This is a genomic window from Bradyrhizobium diazoefficiens (assembly GCF_016612535.1).
In the GTDB taxonomy this organism is placed as follows: Bacteria; Pseudomonadota; Alphaproteobacteria; order Rhizobiales; family Xanthobacteraceae; genus Bradyrhizobium; species Bradyrhizobium diazoefficiens_C.
Genome location: NZ_JAENXS010000002.1, coordinates 2,977,506 through 2,992,135 on the forward strand (window position 1 = coordinate 2,977,506; position 14,630 = coordinate 2,992,135).

Genomic DNA, 14,630 nt, shown 5'->3' on the forward strand with positions numbered 1-14,630 from the left:
CATGGCGGACGCGTTCGACCGCTGGATCGCGTGGGCCAACAACCCGCCCGGCCAAAGACCTGGGCTTCCGTCCGATGTCCACGCAAGCGTGATGTCTCTGGATGAAGAGGATCGGACCGACCGACAAAAGGTCAATGCCGCCGTCGAGCATCGAGCCGAGTTGCGGCGAACGGGACGGACCGCGTGGCTCTATCTCAACGACTTCGACCGCGGAACACAGCGGACTATCGGCGATCCCGAATGGGTCAAGGTGTTCGCGTCCGCCGAAGCCGCCGACAGATGGTTCGACCAGCACGATCCGGAGGGCGTTGCGTGGGAGTACGAGATCGAAGGCGGGCCTCGGCAAGCGTCCGTCTGGATCTTCCTCGCCGATGAGGTCTCCAGAGCCGTCGGAGATCTCGCCTGGGCCAAACTATTCGCCTCCAGGCAAGCTGCCGAAAAGTGGCTTGAGCAGAACGCTCCCGGCGGTAAGATTTGGGAATACCCGCTTGAGGAGTGAGACGTGAGCACGTTCGTCGACAGTTCGGTCTGGTTCGTCGCAGCCTCTGCGCGCGATCCCAACAACGAACTCGCCAAGTCCATTCTGCTCGGCCTGGAGGGATGGACCCTGACGGACCACGTGCTCGCCGAGACCTGGCAACTGCTGTCGGCAAGGTACGGCAGTGAGGTTGCGAACACGTTTTGGGACCGTCTGCGTGAGTCCGGCGCCGTCGTCGAGCCGGTCACGGCCAGCGATCTCGACGCGGCTTCGCAGATCCCGGCCGCGTACCCCGACGACGAGTTTTCTTTCGTCGACTGCACCAGCTTCGCGGTGATGGAGCGGCACGGAATTACTCGGGCCGCAACCTTCAACGCATCGTTCGAGAAGTACCGGTACGGGCGCCGCAAACAGCGCTTCCAAATCATTCGCTCAGGTCACAGCGCCGCCTTCGCGGCCCTGAGGCAAGCCATGCTTCACCGCAAACCCGTTCGGTTGAACTATTCGGGTAAAGAACTGGAGGTCTGCCCATACATCCTCGGCCACGCTGTCGGGGAAGAGCGGGCATTCGTCTTGGTCGTGGATGAGACTGGCGAGCGGAAGAAACTGGGAGATTGGATGTGCCTGCGGCTTGCGAACATCCAGACCATCGAGACTCTCGACCGCCCCTGGGTCGACCGGCCATATCCTGGGCCGGTTCAGCGATGTGTCGATCAGGTGCATCTGGACGTGCGCCAGCTGTAGGGCAAGGACGCGGGCGCGCCTGGGCTCGCTGAGGAAAGCTGCGATACAGGTGAAGTTGGATTGAGCGCCAGCAGGCCTGCGCGGCGACTCGTCCGCCCAGGCAGCGTCCAGGCCGCGATGCTCGCCGAGCCGCGAGGTGGCGGAGCGGCAGAGCCTACCGGCTTCCTCGCTGCCGCATCAGGTGCATCTGAAGGTCACCTCGCGCGCGCCGAGGCGAAGCAGTTGAAGGCCCCGGCGGGAGCGGAAAAACTGGAGCGGGGGCTGATTTGCGTCGTCCTCGCCATCGGAACAGCCACCCTCAGGTCCTGCTCTTGTTGCTGGCCGTGGGGCCAGCTTCCGATTGGCGGTCTCGATCATGGCGATCGGACGTGCTCGTTATTGAATCGCAAGTTCAAATCGCATTCTGTAACGGCTCGCCGTGCGGACCGCCGTTGCGCGGCATCTCTCAAGAAACGAGGAGTTACTCGCTCGTCGCGGGGCGACGCTTGAGCGCTACCGCGTTTTCCCCACACCAGCCGAACCTCAATACTCGCTCTGATCCTCCGCTTGTCGAAGCCCCGATAATGATCGGGTGCTGGTAATCAATCTGTCTTAGAGACCACTAGTGTCGGCGATCAATATTGAGCCGGTAGATGATTCTGTGGTGAACAGAGCGCCATTTGGACCCAATGCGACATTCGTGCAGGTTGGGCCAGCGCAGGATTTGACGCGCGCGATACATTCACCGTTGGGCGCCAGCACGAAGACATGACCGAGCGAGGCATGCGCAACGAATAGTCGCCCGTTCGCGTCCATGCTCAGCCCGTCTGGACCGCTTATCCCGAAGAACACGCTGAACCTGCCGACCTTGGCGACTCCTCCATCGCGCACGAGCGGCACCCGCCAGACGCTGTTGTCACGCGTCATTGCCACGAACAGCGCGGTTTCGTGGGGGTCGAGCACGAGACCATTCGGGCTTGGCCCATTCGAGATCAGGCAATCCAGCTGTCCATTGGGACGTAGGCGAAATACGCGGCCGGTTGGATCGTGTAACCCGGTCTGGCCTTGGTCGGTAAAGTAGATGTCGCCGGTCGACGAGACATGCAGGTCGTTGCAGCCCTTGAAGGACTCGGAAATGCGGTGACCGAGCAGGGTCCGGACCGTGCCGCGCCGCGCATCCAGCTCCATCAGGCCATTCATGTAGTCGGCGACCAGAATGCGGCCGTCCGGCGCGATCTTCAGTCCGTTTGGCCAACCGTCATACTCGATAATCAGGGACCAGGCGCCATCCGGTGCGATCCGGAAGATGCGGCCGAAGGGAATGTCGACGAGATAGAGGTTTCCGGACGCGTCGAACGACGGCCCTTCGATGAAGCAATCGACCGGCTTGCCGCCGCGGTTGGCGTCTGCCCAATCTGAGCGGACACCGGGCCTGCGAAATTCAGCCGGCATGGTCGCCCAGACGCGCGTTTCGATGACCTGTGGTGGCCTGTCGAGATACATCATGGCGCGCCCGCCAACCTTCGCTTCGGCTGCCCCTCATATTTGTAGGCGAACTGCTTGGGCATGGGTCCCTTGTTGCGGTCCTTGCGTCCGGTCTGCTCCCAGGCATGTGCCAGGATGCCGACCGCGCGCGACAGGCAGAAGATGCCACGCGCGAGCGGCGGGGCAAATCCCAGCTCACCATAGATCACCGCGGTCGCGCCATCGATGTTCATCGGGATGAGCTTGCCCTTGCGCCGCTGCATGACGCGCTCGATCGCGCGCGCGGCGCTGGCGTAGCGGCCACTGAGAACGCCTTCGCCCACGGCAGCATCGACGAGGACCAGCAGCGGTGCGGCACGTGGATCAACGGGATGGAAGCGATGACCGAAGCCAGGCAGATATTTGCTGCGTATGGCGATGAACTGGTCGATGGCATCATTGGCGGCTCGGTCGGTTTCCGCGGTCTCGCTGCGTCGCAGGACGTCCTCGTATAGCTCGATCGCCTGCTCTCCGGCTCCGCCATGCACGTCGTCGAGCGTGTTAATAGCAGACGCCATCGCACCATTGAGCGGCAGCCCGCAACTGACCGCCATCTGGGCGATTGCAATCGATGGCGCGTGCGGACCGTGATCGACGGAGGCAACCAGCGCAGCTTGCAACAGTTTCTCCTGCGCAGGTAGAGGCAATTCGCCCCGCAGCATCAGCCAGATCATGGCGGCGAACGAAATCTGCCCGATCAAGTCCTCGATCGGGTATCCGCGATAAGCGATCCGCCCTGGGGCGATATCGCATATGGAGGTTCGCCACCAATGGGCAGCCTGTTCTCGCAGCTCTGTTTCGCTCATTCTGCTTTTCCAATCCAAATTGGCTGGTTGCCGATCTGGCCACCACTTGCATGCAACTGCTTCACGCAGCGCCATCGGTTGCGGCGCGAACCTGCGGAAAGTGTGCCTCGCCCTGGCGTGGCGTCCCGACCACGCCACTGGAGATCAACTGCTCAGCCTCCTGAGCGGTGTAGCCAAGCCGCGCCAACCATCGTTCAGTGTCGGCACCGAGGGTCGGCGGACGCGATGGGACGGGAAACCCTTCGTCCAGCAGAAAACCTGGGCGCGTGACCCGCAAGGACGGCTCACCTGCCCTTTCAGCAGGTAACCTCTCCACGAAGTTACGATCCAACACATGCGGCTGCTGCAGAATTTGGGGAACGGTCAGCACACAGCCGGCAGGAACACCCGCGGCGTTCAGCAGCGCCTCCCATTCCTCTGCCGGCCTGGAGTTCAAGGCCGCGTTGAGCTCCTCGGTCAGCGACGCGCGGTTCAACTTGCGCGCCTCGCGCTTTGCAAAACGCGGGTTCGATTTCAGATCCTGCCGCCCGATCAGGTCGCAAAGGGTCTGGTACTGCTTTTGCTCGTTGGCGGCGATATTGAGGGGACCCGTAGCGGTCCGAAAAATGCCTGACGGCGCAGCGGTGAAATTCTCATTGCCCATCGGCTGCGGCTCGACGCCGGCGTTCAGATGATTGGATACTACCCATCCCATCGCCGCGATGGTCGCCTCGAGCAGCGAGACGTCGATGAAACGGCCGCGCTTCGTATGCCGCTGCTCGACGAGCGCGGCGGCGATGGCAAAGGCGGCCGTCAATCCGGCGATCGTGTCGGAGATCGGGAAGCCGGTCCGCAGCGGCGCCGTGGCCGCATCGCCCGTCACACTCATCGCACCTGAAAGGCCCTGGACGATCTGATCGTAGGCCGGCCGGCCGGACCACGGGCCGCTCTGCCCAAAGCCCGAGATCGCGCAATAGACGAGGCGTGGATTACGCTTGCTCAAGATGTCGAAGTCGAGACCAAGCCGCTTCATCACCTTTGGTCGGAAGTTTTCGAGAACCACATCGGCCTCGGAGACGAGGCGTAGAAACACCTCCTTACCCGGTTGCGACTTCAGGTCGAGCGCGATGGATTGCTTGCCGGCATTGACGGCCACGAAAGAGAGGCCTTGCAGACGCTCTGCCCTTTCCGGATCGGCGCCGAGCCGGCGGGCAAGATCACCGCCGTTCGGGTTTTCAATCTTGATGACCTCCGCGCCGAGGCGCGCAAGATGGTAGCCGCAGAACGGACCTGCCAAGACATTAGACAGGTCGAGGACGCGGAGGCCGGAGAGCGGCAGAGACATCTGACAAAGCCTTCCTTGAGATGCGCGGCCGGGACCCGGAGCTATTTCAGCAACTTGGCTGCATGTTCGGCAAAACGATTGGTGAAGGTCTTGCCGAGATCGATGTTGGCCGCCGCAATCTTCGGGTCGAAATCACTCAGTACCGCCAGCGGAACCTTGGCCGCTTCGGGGTCCATGAGGCCGGTCTGGGAAAACAGCGCCTTCGAGGCCTTCAGAATCTCGATGTTCACCTCGCGGTTGTCCGTCTTGTACCCAGCCGGAACTGCATCGACGAGTTGTTCGGTCGACGCCGAGTTGATCCAACGGTGGGTCTTTAGCAACGCATTGACCAGGCGCTGCACGGTCTCCGGATTCTTCTCGATGAACGATTGCTGCAGGTAAAGGCACGCCGTCGGATAGACGCCTCCAAAGGCGACCTGGGAACCTTCGACCGTGCGCGCATCGAACAGGGGCTTGGCCGCATTCTTCCGCGCCAGCAGCGTGGCGATGGGGTCGAAATAGACCAGAGCGTCGATGTTCTTTGCCTCGAGCGCGACCATGCCAGGCGCGCCGCTCCCGACCGCGATGATATTGACGTCGCGTGGTCCGAGGCCTGACTTCTTGATGTAATAGCGTGCCATCGTATCGGTCGACGAGCCGGGCGCGGTGATACCGAGCTTCAGTCCCTTGAGGCCAGCGCCGGTCTTCACTTTGTCGGCGAGCTCACTGCGTACGCCCAGGAGAACTCCCGGGATGTCGTTGAGCAGGAACACGCAGGAGATCGCCTTGCCCTGCGCTTGCATCTGGATGGTGTGATCGTAGAAGCCGACCGTGCCATCGACCGAACCGCCGATCAGTGCCTGAAGTGCCTTGGAGCCGCCGGCCTGAAAATTCTCGACAGTGACGTTGAGGCCTTCTTCCTTGAAGTTGCCAAGCTTCACCCCGAGTTCGAGCGGCATGTAGTTGAGTATCTGGGAGCCGACAGCGATCTTCAGTGTCGCCTTCTCCGGTTCGGCGGCATAACCCGACGAGAGGCCGATAGCTGCCACACTCAGGATGACTCGCATCAACGCGCGCATGTGGATCTCCATGGTTGACGATGCATCAGTTCAGGTTTCGTGAGCGGGCGCCGGCCGCCAGACCAGGAGCCGTTTCTCCGCACGGTCGACGACGGCGTCGAGAGCAATGACGAATGCAGACAAGACGATGATTCCGGCGAACACGCCGGTTGCGTCGAGCACGCCTTCGGCCTGCGCGATCAGATGGCCAAGACCTGCGGACGAGCCGAGGTACTCGGCCACGACAGCCCCCATGACCGCCATGCCGACGGACACTCGCAGGCTCGACAGGATCCAAGTCGTAGCGGACGGCAGATAGACGTGGCGCAACAACGAGGATTTCGAGGCCCGCAAAAGCCGCGCATTTGCGAGCACGACCGGATTGACTTCGCGCACGCCCTGGAAGGTATTGAAGAAGGCGACGAACAGCACCAGGGTTACGCCGAGCGCGACCTTGGACGTCAGTCCCAGGCCAAACCAGATGACGAAGATCGGTCCCAGCAGAATGCGGGGGATCGCATTGAACATCTTGATAAAGGGCTGAACGACGTCGGCCGCGAACGGGCTCAGGCCGAGCCAAATCCCGAGCGCTGTGCCGATCGCTATCCCGATGACGAAGGATAGGATCGTCTCGACCAACGTAATGCCGACATCGGTCCAGAAATCGCCGGTGGACATCCATTCTTTTATGCGCTCGATCAGAGCGGACGGCGCCGGAAAGAAGAACGCATCGATAATCCCAGACCGTACGCCGAATTCCCAGATCAGAAGCAGCACAAGGATGATGGCAACCTGCGTGGCGACGACCTTAGTTCTGCGCGGCATAGCTCTTCTCCACCTCAGTGCCGAGCAGGGACCAGATCTCGCGATAGATGGCGACGAACTCATCGGTGGTCTGGAGCGCAGAGACATCGCGCGGACGCGGCAGGGTGATCTTCACGTCACCGACCATCCGGCTCCCAGGGCCCGACGACATGACGACCACGCGGTCAGCCAGCGTGATTGCCTCATCGAGATCGTGGGTGATGAAGATCAGGGAGCGTCGCTCCGCCTGCCAGAGGTCGAGCAGGATGCGGTGCATCAGCCGGCGGGTGTGGACGTCAAGCGCCGAGAACGGCTCGTCCATCAGGACGATTCTCGGCTCCATGATCAGCGTCTGCGCCATCGCGACCCGCTTGCGCTGGCCGCCAGAGAGTTGATGCGGATAGCGCTCTTCGAATCCTTTGAGGCCGACCTTCGCGAGCCAGGGTCGCGCTTCCGCGCGCGCAGCTTGGATAGACTTGCCCTGGAATACCAGACCGAGGCCGACATTGTCCTGCGCGGTCTTCCAGGGCAGCAGCCCTTCCTGCTGCAGCATGTAGCCGGACTGGTCATTCAGCCCGGCGAGCGGCATGCCGAAGATGCGGACCTCCCCCGAAGCGGGCTTCAAAAGCCCCGTGACGGTATTCAGGATGGTGGACTTGCCGCACCCGGTTGGCCCCACGACCGCGACGAATTCGGTGTCGCCGACTTGGAGGTTCATACTCTCGACGGCCGTGAAGGCGCCGAAGCGGATCATCACGTCACGCAAGTCAACGGCGAGCGCCGGCTGCCCTTCCATAGTTTCGCTCCGTAGAACTTATTCTGTGGTGTGAAATCAGTACCTGCATGAGGCGAACTGGTCAACCACATTCTGTGGGTCAGAACTACTCCGCTCGATAAAGATGGATTTCACCTTGCATCAACGATATGAGTTCTATTGCATAGAACTGGAGCAGATATGGGCAAGACTGGCGTTGACGCCGTTGGCAGGGCTCTCGCGATCCTGAAAGCCTTCGGCGCGGAACGCACCGCGATGACGCTCACCGAAATTGCTGACGCAACCGACCTCTATAAGAGCACGGTGCTGCGGCTGGCCGCTTCGCTGGAAGCCGACGGTTTCCTGGTTCGGGGCCCGGACCGGTTGTTTCGGCCGGGACCGGAGCTGTGGCGGCTCGGCGCGCTCTATCAACGCGGCCTGGACCTCGGTGAAGTGATCCGGCCGGCGCTCCGCCGACTGGTCGAAGCAACCGGGGAAACCGCGTCCTTCTATGTCGCGGATGGCGATGAACGCATCTGTCTTTACCGCGTCAATTCTCCACGTTCGGTTCGACACCACCTTGAAGAGGGTCAGCGGTTGCCTATCGATCGCGGCGCCGCTGGCCGGGTTCTCACCGCCTACCGCGACTCATCTGATCCGGCGGAGAAGAAGATCCGCGATCGCGGCTTTTACGTTTCGATCGGCGAGCGGGATCCGGAGGTTGCTGCTGCAGCCGTGCCCCTGGTCGACGTGCATGGCAAACTGAGGGGAGCCCTCTCACTGTCAGCGATCAGAACGCGGTTCGATGCTGACGCGCGCAAGACCGCAGTCAATGCTCTGAAGTCAGAAGCGAAGGCCTTGGCGGGTTTGCTGCCTGCGAGCGAAGAATGACGACCGAAGCGCCCGCCTGCGCCATCTGCCCCGAGCGAGGTGGATTCTAATCCCGGAAACCGAATGCGAGTGAGGCTCGCTCTTCCAAAGCAGGCGTCAAGCGGGTTCTATTTGGAAAAGACTGATCCGCGGCAGGCACGTTCTAAAACCAAATTTTTGGGAACGACGACGGTCGGGAGCTTCGTCGTTATCATCGTGCAGCATCGTGGAGGCCTCATGCGGCCCATGTAAGCCCTAGCATGCTGTTGAAAAAGCTGCTCGCCGCCGACCTGCGACCGTGATTCATTGTCTCCGACGAGATTCGGAGACGGGCGTGCGTGGCGGCGACTATCGAACCGGCGAGCTGTTCAGCTACGTTGAGCTCGGGGCGCGGGTACGGCGCGATCATCCGCTGCGAGCGATCCGGACCATTGTGAACGAGGTGCTGTCGACGCTGGAACGCGAGTTTTCCGCGCTCCATTCGCCGATTGGACGGCCGTCGGTCCCGCCGGAGAGGCTGGTGCGGGCGATGCTGTTGCAGGTGTTTTATTCGATCTGCTCGGAGCGGCTTCTGATGGAGCGGCTGGAATACGATTTGCTGTTCCGCTGGTTCGTCGGGATCGGCGTCGACGACGCCGTCTGGGGCCATTCGGTGTTCTCGAAGAACCGCGACCGGCTGCTGGAAGGCGACATCGGGGCCAAGTTCCTGGTGGCCGTGCTGGCGCAGCCCAAGGTGAAGAAGCTTCTATCGAGCGATCACTTCTCGCTCGACGGCACGCTGATCGAGGCCTGGGGCCTCGACGAAGAGCATCAAGCCGAAGGACGGTTCTGGCGAGCCGCCGGCTCAGCGCGGCGGTCGCAATGCGGAAGCGAACCTCCATGGCCAGAAACGCTCGAACGACACCCATGCCTCGACCTCTGATCCGGATGCCAGGCTCTACCGCAGGGATAAAGGCAAGGAGACGAAGCTGTGCTTCATCGGGCCGACCGGCCGACAGCGATCACGCTTGGTGCCGACAAAGTCTATGACGCAGAACGCTTCATCAACGAGCTGCGCTCGATGAACGTGACACCGCACGTTCCACAGAAGATCAGGGGCCGCAGCTCTGCGATCAATGGGCGAACAACCCGGCACGGCCGCTATGCCGTCAACCAACGAATCCGCAAGCGCATCGAGGAGGCATTCGGCTGGATGAACACGATCGCCGGGCAAGAGAAGACGAGCTTCCGTGGCCGTGATCGCATGGGATGGGCTTTACCTTCGCTGCCGCCGCCTACAATCTGGTGCGGCTGCCGAAGCTGATAGCGGAGGCCGGCTGATGGCCAAGGTTCCCGGCTTCGCCAAGGCCTTTGCGGGCCGCTGACGCATCGTCGAAATGGACAAGTGGGACAGCGACTTCCTCGATCTCGTCGAAGAGGCGCATCTCACCTTCAAGGGCAAGTCCGATGGTGAAATCGCCTTCGGCGCGCTAAAAGGCTTTCTCGACGTTCGCTACAGCACGCGGGACGGATCGGCCTGCGCGGAGTTCTCGTGGGAAGGACACGACGAGAGTGATCCTGCCTGCGGTCGCGGATGGGCTATGATCGGCACCGCGGGCAGGCTCGTCGGCCAGTTCTACATGCACAATGGCGACGATTCAGGCTTCGTTTGCGAACGCGGCTGAGTTCTTCAACAGCCTGCTAGATCATAGCGGTACGCATCATTTGCCAGCAACGTGATGATGCGAAGTTTGCCGTTGGAAACTGCACGTACTCGCTAGGTAAAATTCCATCTTCCGCCTGTAGGTCAGACGGTCAGTTTTGCTTTAAGCAGGTGCGAGAATTGCGTTATCTTCAACGCGGTTGTGACACTCTCTCCGCGCTGCAGATCGAAGAAACGACGGGAGCCATTTCCCGAGTGCCGGGTGTGAATCCACGGAAAAAGAGAGTTTAGTACCCAATCATCGGCGCTACATCATTCATTGCCCATGGCCTGCACCAGATCGTCCACCGAGCGGGTCAAGACGCCTTGCACATTGGATTCCTGCACTGCGGCGGTGAGCGCCTTCTCGGCCATGCGGCGCGGCTCCAGGAAGCCGGGGAAGTAGGACCCTTTGCGCAGGTTGGGAATGCGAAGTTCGACGGCGCCGATGCGGGTCTCCCAGATCCGGTCGCGGCAGCCGTTGCGTTGGGCCAGGCGCTGGGCGCTGCTCTCGCCGTGGGCAGCCTCGCTCTGGCCGTGGATTTCCAGTTCGATCAGACGCTGGCCCGCAAAGCCGATCATCTCACGCAACAGATCGGCATTGGGGGACTTCTCCACGAACGTGCGCAGGTTCGGCATATCGTCGCTCATCGATGGTTCCTCGGTTGCGTTGGCATGTCGCAAGTCGATCCTGCCGGCGAACCGCCGGTGACCACCGCAAAGCCACCCGCGCGCTACGGCGCACGCGTACCGGGCGGCATTGATTTGCTGAGCTACACCATCACTGGGGACACGACCCTCCTTTGTCACCACCATAGGCATCTATTACTCGCTCCTATTGCTGGAAAACGTGGATGTCGTTCTGCTTGCCTGATGGCCCCAAAGTGGCCGTGTATAGCACACCATGGATTGTGAAGTTGGTCTGGGGGCGGCCCGCGCTCGGCAGCACATTGTACCAGTGCATCCCGCGCATGAGGTTTTCCGGCGCGCGTTGATTGCGGTGCTGCCAGGTTGAAGGGACGAACCCTCCTAAGTCTTGCACGGGCGGCGGCATGTACTGTCTCGCGCCGAAAATCGATTCCCCGACGCTTTGTTCCCATGATGGGCTTGGCTGATCGACGCTTTGTACGGGCGAATGGTCGGGTATCGGCACATCCCGCCAGAAGCTCGCAGTATTCCAGCTATCGGAGGGAGGCTGGCCGGCTTGGTCCACTCCATGCCAAAACTCTGCCGAATCGACGCTTCGTATCGAGGGCCCCGGTCGATCGGCTGCAGCTGCCGCTCGCGGTTCGCTGGGAGCGGCGCTCAGACGTCGTCGGAGTTGCTCTCGATCGATGACAAGGCTGTCGAGGGGGACCGCGGCTGGCCACAACCCTTCTGCTAATCGTGAGACCAGCGCCCGTGTGCCATCCAAGACGTATACGCCGCAATCCCGACCGTTTCGCTGCTGGGCCATGAGGGCGGACTCAAAGTGAGCGCCGAGCCTAGCTGCGAGCTGATTTGCAAGCGATTCGTTGTGCCTCCCCGCGGAATCATAGTGATAGGCAAGGGGCCCTGAGCGGTCCCGACGATCAACGAATAGCAGTGACCAATGGTTACCGCGGCGATTGAGATCCGCCGGGCTGGCGTCGTTCACAGGCAAGAACAGGAAATCGGCTGTATCGTAACCAGTCGTCCGATCATTAACGATGCGATGGAACGCGCGTAGCGCATCGCTCGCTTCGAAGTGGAGCAACTGAGTGGCTATGAGGGGATCCACGAACCGCGTGCGGATGGCAAGATCCGGATTGCTCTGCAGCAATTCCTGCGCCAGGAGCCCGTAGTCCCGGTGAATATGCTCGTCTCCCAGCCACTGCGTCGCACCAAGTGAGGCTCCGCTGCGGTCTTGGATAGGTTGATCAACATGCTGCGGCGGCCGGGTTGGCTCGGACCCGGCGGGTTGATCCGACCGCGAGGGGGTGTCGGGATCGGCCGGTCCCGCCCCACTTGCTTGTTCCCTGGCTTCCCCAAAAGCGGCGTTCGCCTGAACGACTTGTAGGTACTGCCCAAGCCGCTTGAGTGCCACGGAGCGTTTTCCCACGGCTTCGCTGAAGTCCTGGTAGTCTTTTTTCAACGACCATTTCTGCTCGTCATCGCCGTTAAGTCGGCTTGCTATGCTCTCCCTACCCCTTGTCTGAAGCCAATCACTGAACCTTCGTTGATGGCGGGCTGTATTTGTGGCAACTCTCCTTTGGGTAGCCGAGCCTGCTCCGAGCTTGCTCAGCTCTTCGTTGACCAGACCATCGATGATGAGGGCGTCGTCGGGATAAGGATGAAGCTCCTTCACTTCGGACTCGGTGCCTAGGTACTGCCGAAGCCGATCTAGATTCATGTCTGCTTTTCCCACAGTCTTGGTAAAGTCCCTGTAATCGTTCTTCAACGAGCGTTGCTGCTGATCACTGCCGTTGAGCCGGCTGGCTATGCTCCCTCTACCCTCCCTTCGCAGCCAGTCACTGAACCGGCGTCGCGCGCTGGCATTCCACGTGACACGACGACGGTTCTGGTAAGTCGAGTCGGGTCCGAGCGTGCTCAACTCTTCGTTGGCCAGACCATCGATAATGCGGGCGTCGTCGGGATAAGGATGGTGGATTCCTAGCCCCATCAGGCGGGGGCCGGGGCCGACGGCTTGGAGTTCTCGCCCTTCAGGCGCGATCCTCCGGAGATGAGACAGAGCCGACTTGAGACGGTCGTCATCGTCCCCACCGCTTGCCCTGTAGTCCTCTATGTCAGCGGCTAGTGACTCTGGATCGTTAAAGAGCCGAGAAGCCAGCGGATTCCTGTCCTCTGCTCGGAGCCAACGAGCAAACCTTCTAATATGCGCTAAATTGGGCCTGATCGTACCCTCGGGAACCCTTCCGTCCCCTCGGCCAATGCTACCGTCGGGTAAAATTTCGTAGTCTCGGACTGCCTCGCCGAACTGCGAAATGCATTGCTCGTCTTCGGGATATATCTCGCCAGGCGGACGACCACGTTTTACGAAATCCATGCGAAGCTCTTTATGGACCTCGTCGGGCGCCGCGGTGCCGGACGACTTGTTGCGACGGTTTCCCCCGAAGGCATTTCCGACCCCAGACTTGACACGCGACCACAAACCGCGGCTTTTGCGGTCCTTCGTCTGGGCCGCGGGCTCCGGTTCGGACGGTGCTGTATAGCGCGTGCTTTTGAACGGCCTGTCGCGCAAATCAAGGTAGGATTCACCCGCCGCCGAACCGCCAGGGTAAGCGCGAGGCACGTCTACGCTACGGCGCATGCTGCCGAAGGCATCGTCGCGGAGGTTGAATCGAGGCGGCGTTCGCATCCATTCAGTACGCGTGACAATTTCATGCGGCTCGGTGGGTCGAATATCGGGCGAACTCCGGTCAGATGAACTCTCCTCGGGCGAACTGAGCTGCAGATTTGTCAGCTGTTGCTCAAAGCCAGTTTGATTCGCTGGCATGTCGTCCGATTCTTCCCTCGCACGCTGCAGCTCATGCTGCTCAGCGTACCAGCGGGTCCAATAGTTCGGATCGTTATAGTTCGGCTCCACATCGCTCTCCTTAGATGAGCAAGATTTGATAGCTGCCCCTGAGCTAACTCGACGCCCCTGGCTACAAGGGCTCTAACCGTAAGCCGAGGGCGAACAGAACACGAGTGCGGTCGTGGCGCGCACCACGAGCTCGAGCATTTCTCACATACGCCGTCTGGCGACAGCAGATCTCAGCGCGGAGTCTCGGACTTAAGCGACCGCGCACTTTTCAGTGACCTAGCACGACATCGCCACCATCGGCACGCAACTCGTTAGTATGCCTAACCAGCCGACCGTGATGCTAAGGCTTGATCAAATCAGAGAACTGAACGAGCGCGGCAATATAGCTCGAAACCGTTCTCTTCGACGGGCCGCTAGCGAGAGCTTCTTCACGGACGGCGCGAACGAGGTCAGCCTCTGCATCGGAGGGATTCTGGTTTGCCATGCTGGGAGGCTTCGCGCCATCGGATTGCGGATCCTCGTTTAGTTTCTGCTCACACTCCGCTTGCCACGCTTGCTGCTCGTGCAGCATGGAATTGTACATCGGGACATTTCGGTCCAGATCGTGAAACGGGTCCATGTCAGCGCTCCGCGGGTTCGCCTAGATGTTCTTATGCTAGGAGGCATAGCTTTCAAGAAGCTGACGAGTCAGTTTCACAATGAGCTGTGATTTGGCAATCGTGGGAATGCCTTGCAGCCCTATCGGCGCATGGCGATGTCGTTGAGACGCGCCGCCATGATGTTCGACCTTGATACGCCGCTGTTGATACCTTTTCTCGGCAGAGCAGAGCAGATCCAACATATGCCTCTGTATTTGGCCGTCAGTCCGCCCGCATAGCGCGGCAGGAAAGTGAACTGCATCCCATTATCAGCGAGACCCTTGAGCATCTTTGTAGGACGGTTCCAGAGCTTCCAGGAAGGCCGAAGGTCCTGCCCGTCCTCTTGGACGTTGCACGAAGACGAACTTACCGGTGCGATCTACCGCGAATTAGCGGTGGCCTTGCCTTCGGCGGTCTGAAGCTCGGCGATGCCGATATTGAAAATGCCGATCGGCCTTGAACTTCTTCATCGGCTTTTTTGGGGCC

13 protein-coding genes and 2 pseudogenes are annotated in these 14,630 nt (G+C 60.9%); 5 read left to right on the plus strand and 10 right to left on the minus strand.

Translation table 11 applies throughout. The features are described from left to right. Position 1: 1 nt before the first annotated feature. Complete coding sequence (locus JJE66_RS30770) at positions 2-499, plus strand: hypothetical protein (protein ID WP_200518341.1); 498 nt, start codon at positions 2-4, stop codon at positions 497-499. 3 nt (positions 500-502) lie between these two features. Further along, positions 503-1,222, plus strand: a complete 720-nt coding sequence (locus tag JJE66_RS30775) for a PIN domain-containing protein (protein ID WP_200518346.1) — start codon at positions 503-505, stop codon at positions 1,220-1,222. A gap of 591 nt (positions 1,223-1,813) precedes the next feature. Here JJE66_RS30775 and JJE66_RS30780 read toward each other — a convergent pair. The 6 genes from JJE66_RS30780 to JJE66_RS30805 all read right to left on the minus strand — a co-directional run bounded on the left by JJE66_RS30780 (position 1,814) and on the right by JJE66_RS30805 (position 7,492). Further along, the gene (locus JJE66_RS30780; RefSeq protein WP_246756597.1) at positions 1,814-2,707 is read right to left on the minus strand and encodes an SMP-30/gluconolactonase/LRE family protein; all 894 of its coding nucleotides are present in this window, start codon (positions 2,705-2,707) and stop codon (positions 1,814-1,816) included. Next, positions 2,704-3,531: a citryl-CoA lyase gene (locus JJE66_RS30785; RefSeq protein WP_200518937.1), complete on the minus strand. Its 828-nt coding sequence runs from the start codon at positions 3,529-3,531 to the stop codon at positions 2,704-2,706. The genes JJE66_RS30780 and JJE66_RS30785 overlap by 4 nt, the downstream gene beginning before the upstream one ends. Before the next feature lie 61 nt (positions 3,532-3,592). Further along, the gene (locus JJE66_RS30790) at positions 3,593-4,855 is read right to left on the minus strand and encodes a CaiB/BaiF CoA-transferase family protein (protein WP_200518348.1); all 1,263 of its coding nucleotides are present in this window, start codon (positions 4,853-4,855) and stop codon (positions 3,593-3,595) included. Between the two features lie 41 nt (positions 4,856-4,896). Then, the gene (locus JJE66_RS30795; protein ID WP_200518355.1) at positions 4,897-5,913 is read right to left on the minus strand and encodes an ABC transporter substrate-binding protein; all 1,017 of its coding nucleotides are present in this window, start codon (positions 5,911-5,913) and stop codon (positions 4,897-4,899) included. Between the two features lie 30 nt (positions 5,914-5,943). Next, positions 5,944-6,717, minus strand: a complete 774-nt coding sequence (locus JJE66_RS30800; protein ID WP_200518356.1) for an ABC transporter permease — start codon at positions 6,715-6,717, stop codon at positions 5,944-5,946. Continuing rightward, the gene (locus tag JJE66_RS30805; RefSeq protein ID WP_200518357.1) at positions 6,701-7,492 is read right to left on the minus strand and encodes an ABC transporter ATP-binding protein; all 792 of its coding nucleotides are present in this window, start codon (positions 7,490-7,492) and stop codon (positions 6,701-6,703) included. Before JJE66_RS30805 ends, JJE66_RS30800 begins: the two co-directional genes overlap by 17 nt. Positions 7,493-7,651: 159 nt before the next feature. Between JJE66_RS30805 and JJE66_RS30810 the strand changes: the two genes are divergently transcribed. The 3 genes and pseudogenes from JJE66_RS30810 (at position 7,652) to JJE66_RS30820 (ending at position 9,984) form a co-directional block, all read left to right on the plus strand. Further along, the gene (locus tag JJE66_RS30810) at positions 7,652-8,341 is read left to right on the plus strand and encodes an IclR family transcriptional regulator (protein ID WP_200518358.1); all 690 of its coding nucleotides are present in this window, start codon (positions 7,652-7,654) and stop codon (positions 8,339-8,341) included. A gap of 313 nt (positions 8,342-8,654) precedes the next feature. Further along, positions 8,655-9,640: pseudogene (locus tag JJE66_RS30815) on the plus strand (transposase). 56 nt (positions 9,641-9,696) lie between these two features. Beyond that, positions 9,697-9,984, plus strand: a complete 288-nt coding sequence (locus tag JJE66_RS30820; RefSeq protein ID WP_200518359.1) for a hypothetical protein — start codon at positions 9,697-9,699, stop codon at positions 9,982-9,984. Positions 9,985-10,283: 299 nt separating this feature from the next. Here the strand turns inward: JJE66_RS30820 and JJE66_RS30825 are convergent. The 4 genes and pseudogenes from JJE66_RS30825 to JJE66_RS30840 form a co-directional block, all read right to left on the minus strand. Beyond that, positions 10,284-10,652 (minus strand): annotated as a pseudogene (locus tag JJE66_RS30825) (transposase); the annotation flags it as partial. Positions 10,653-10,836: 184 nt separating this feature from the next. Further along, the gene (locus JJE66_RS30830) at positions 10,837-13,566 is read right to left on the minus strand and encodes a Ulp1 family isopeptidase (protein ID WP_311979978.1); all 2,730 of its coding nucleotides are present in this window, start codon (positions 13,564-13,566) and stop codon (positions 10,837-10,839) included. Positions 13,567-13,846: 280 nt separating this feature from the next. Further along, on the minus strand, positions 13,847-14,125 hold the full coding sequence (locus JJE66_RS30835; protein WP_200495985.1) for a hypothetical protein: 279 nt from the start codon (positions 14,123-14,125) through the stop codon (positions 13,847-13,849). Positions 14,126-14,161: 36 nt separating this feature from the next. Next, on the minus strand, positions 14,162-14,347 hold the full coding sequence (locus tag JJE66_RS30840) for a hypothetical protein (protein ID WP_200495986.1): 186 nt from the start codon (positions 14,345-14,347) through the stop codon (positions 14,162-14,164). Positions 14,348-14,630 lie beyond the last annotated feature (283 nt).

Bases quoted from the DNA above. Each gene is read 5' to 3' on its own strand.
- JJE66_RS30790 (WP_200518348.1), bottom strand. From the start codon at position 4,855: ATGTCTCTGCCGCTCTCCGGCCTCCGCGTCCTCGACCTGTCTAATGTC.
- JJE66_RS30820 (WP_200518359.1), top strand. From the start codon at position 9,697: ATGGACAAGTGGGACAGCGACTTCCTCGATCTCGTCGAAGAGGCGCAT.
- JJE66_RS30795 (WP_200518355.1), bottom strand. From the start codon at position 5,913: ATGCGCGCGTTGATGCGAGTCATCCTGAGTGTGGCAGCTATCGGCCTC.
- JJE66_RS30805 (WP_200518357.1), bottom strand. From the start codon at position 7,492: ATGGAAGGGCAGCCGGCGCTCGCCGTTGACTTGCGTGACGTGATGATC.
- JJE66_RS30840 (WP_200495986.1), bottom strand. From the start codon at position 14,347: ATGTTGGATCTGCTCTGCTCTGCCGAGAAAAGGTATCAACAGCGGCGT.
- JJE66_RS30770 (WP_200518341.1), top strand. From the start codon at position 2: ATGGCGGACGCGTTCGACCGCTGGATCGCGTGGGCCAACAACCCGCCC.
- JJE66_RS30780 (WP_246756597.1), bottom strand. From the start codon at position 2,707: ATGATGTATCTCGACAGGCCACCACAGGTCATCGAAACGCGCGTCTGG.
- JJE66_RS30785 (WP_200518937.1), bottom strand. From the start codon at position 3,531: ATGAGCGAAACAGAGCTGCGAGAACAGGCTGCCCATTGGTGGCGAACC.
- JJE66_RS30835 (WP_200495985.1), bottom strand. From the start codon at position 14,125: ATGGACCCGTTTCACGATCTGGACCGAAATGTCCCGATGTACAATTCC.
- JJE66_RS30800 (WP_200518356.1), bottom strand. From the start codon at position 6,717: ATGCCGCGCAGAACTAAGGTCGTCGCCACGCAGGTTGCCATCATCCTT.
- JJE66_RS30810 (WP_200518358.1), top strand. From the start codon at position 7,652: ATGGGCAAGACTGGCGTTGACGCCGTTGGCAGGGCTCTCGCGATCCTG.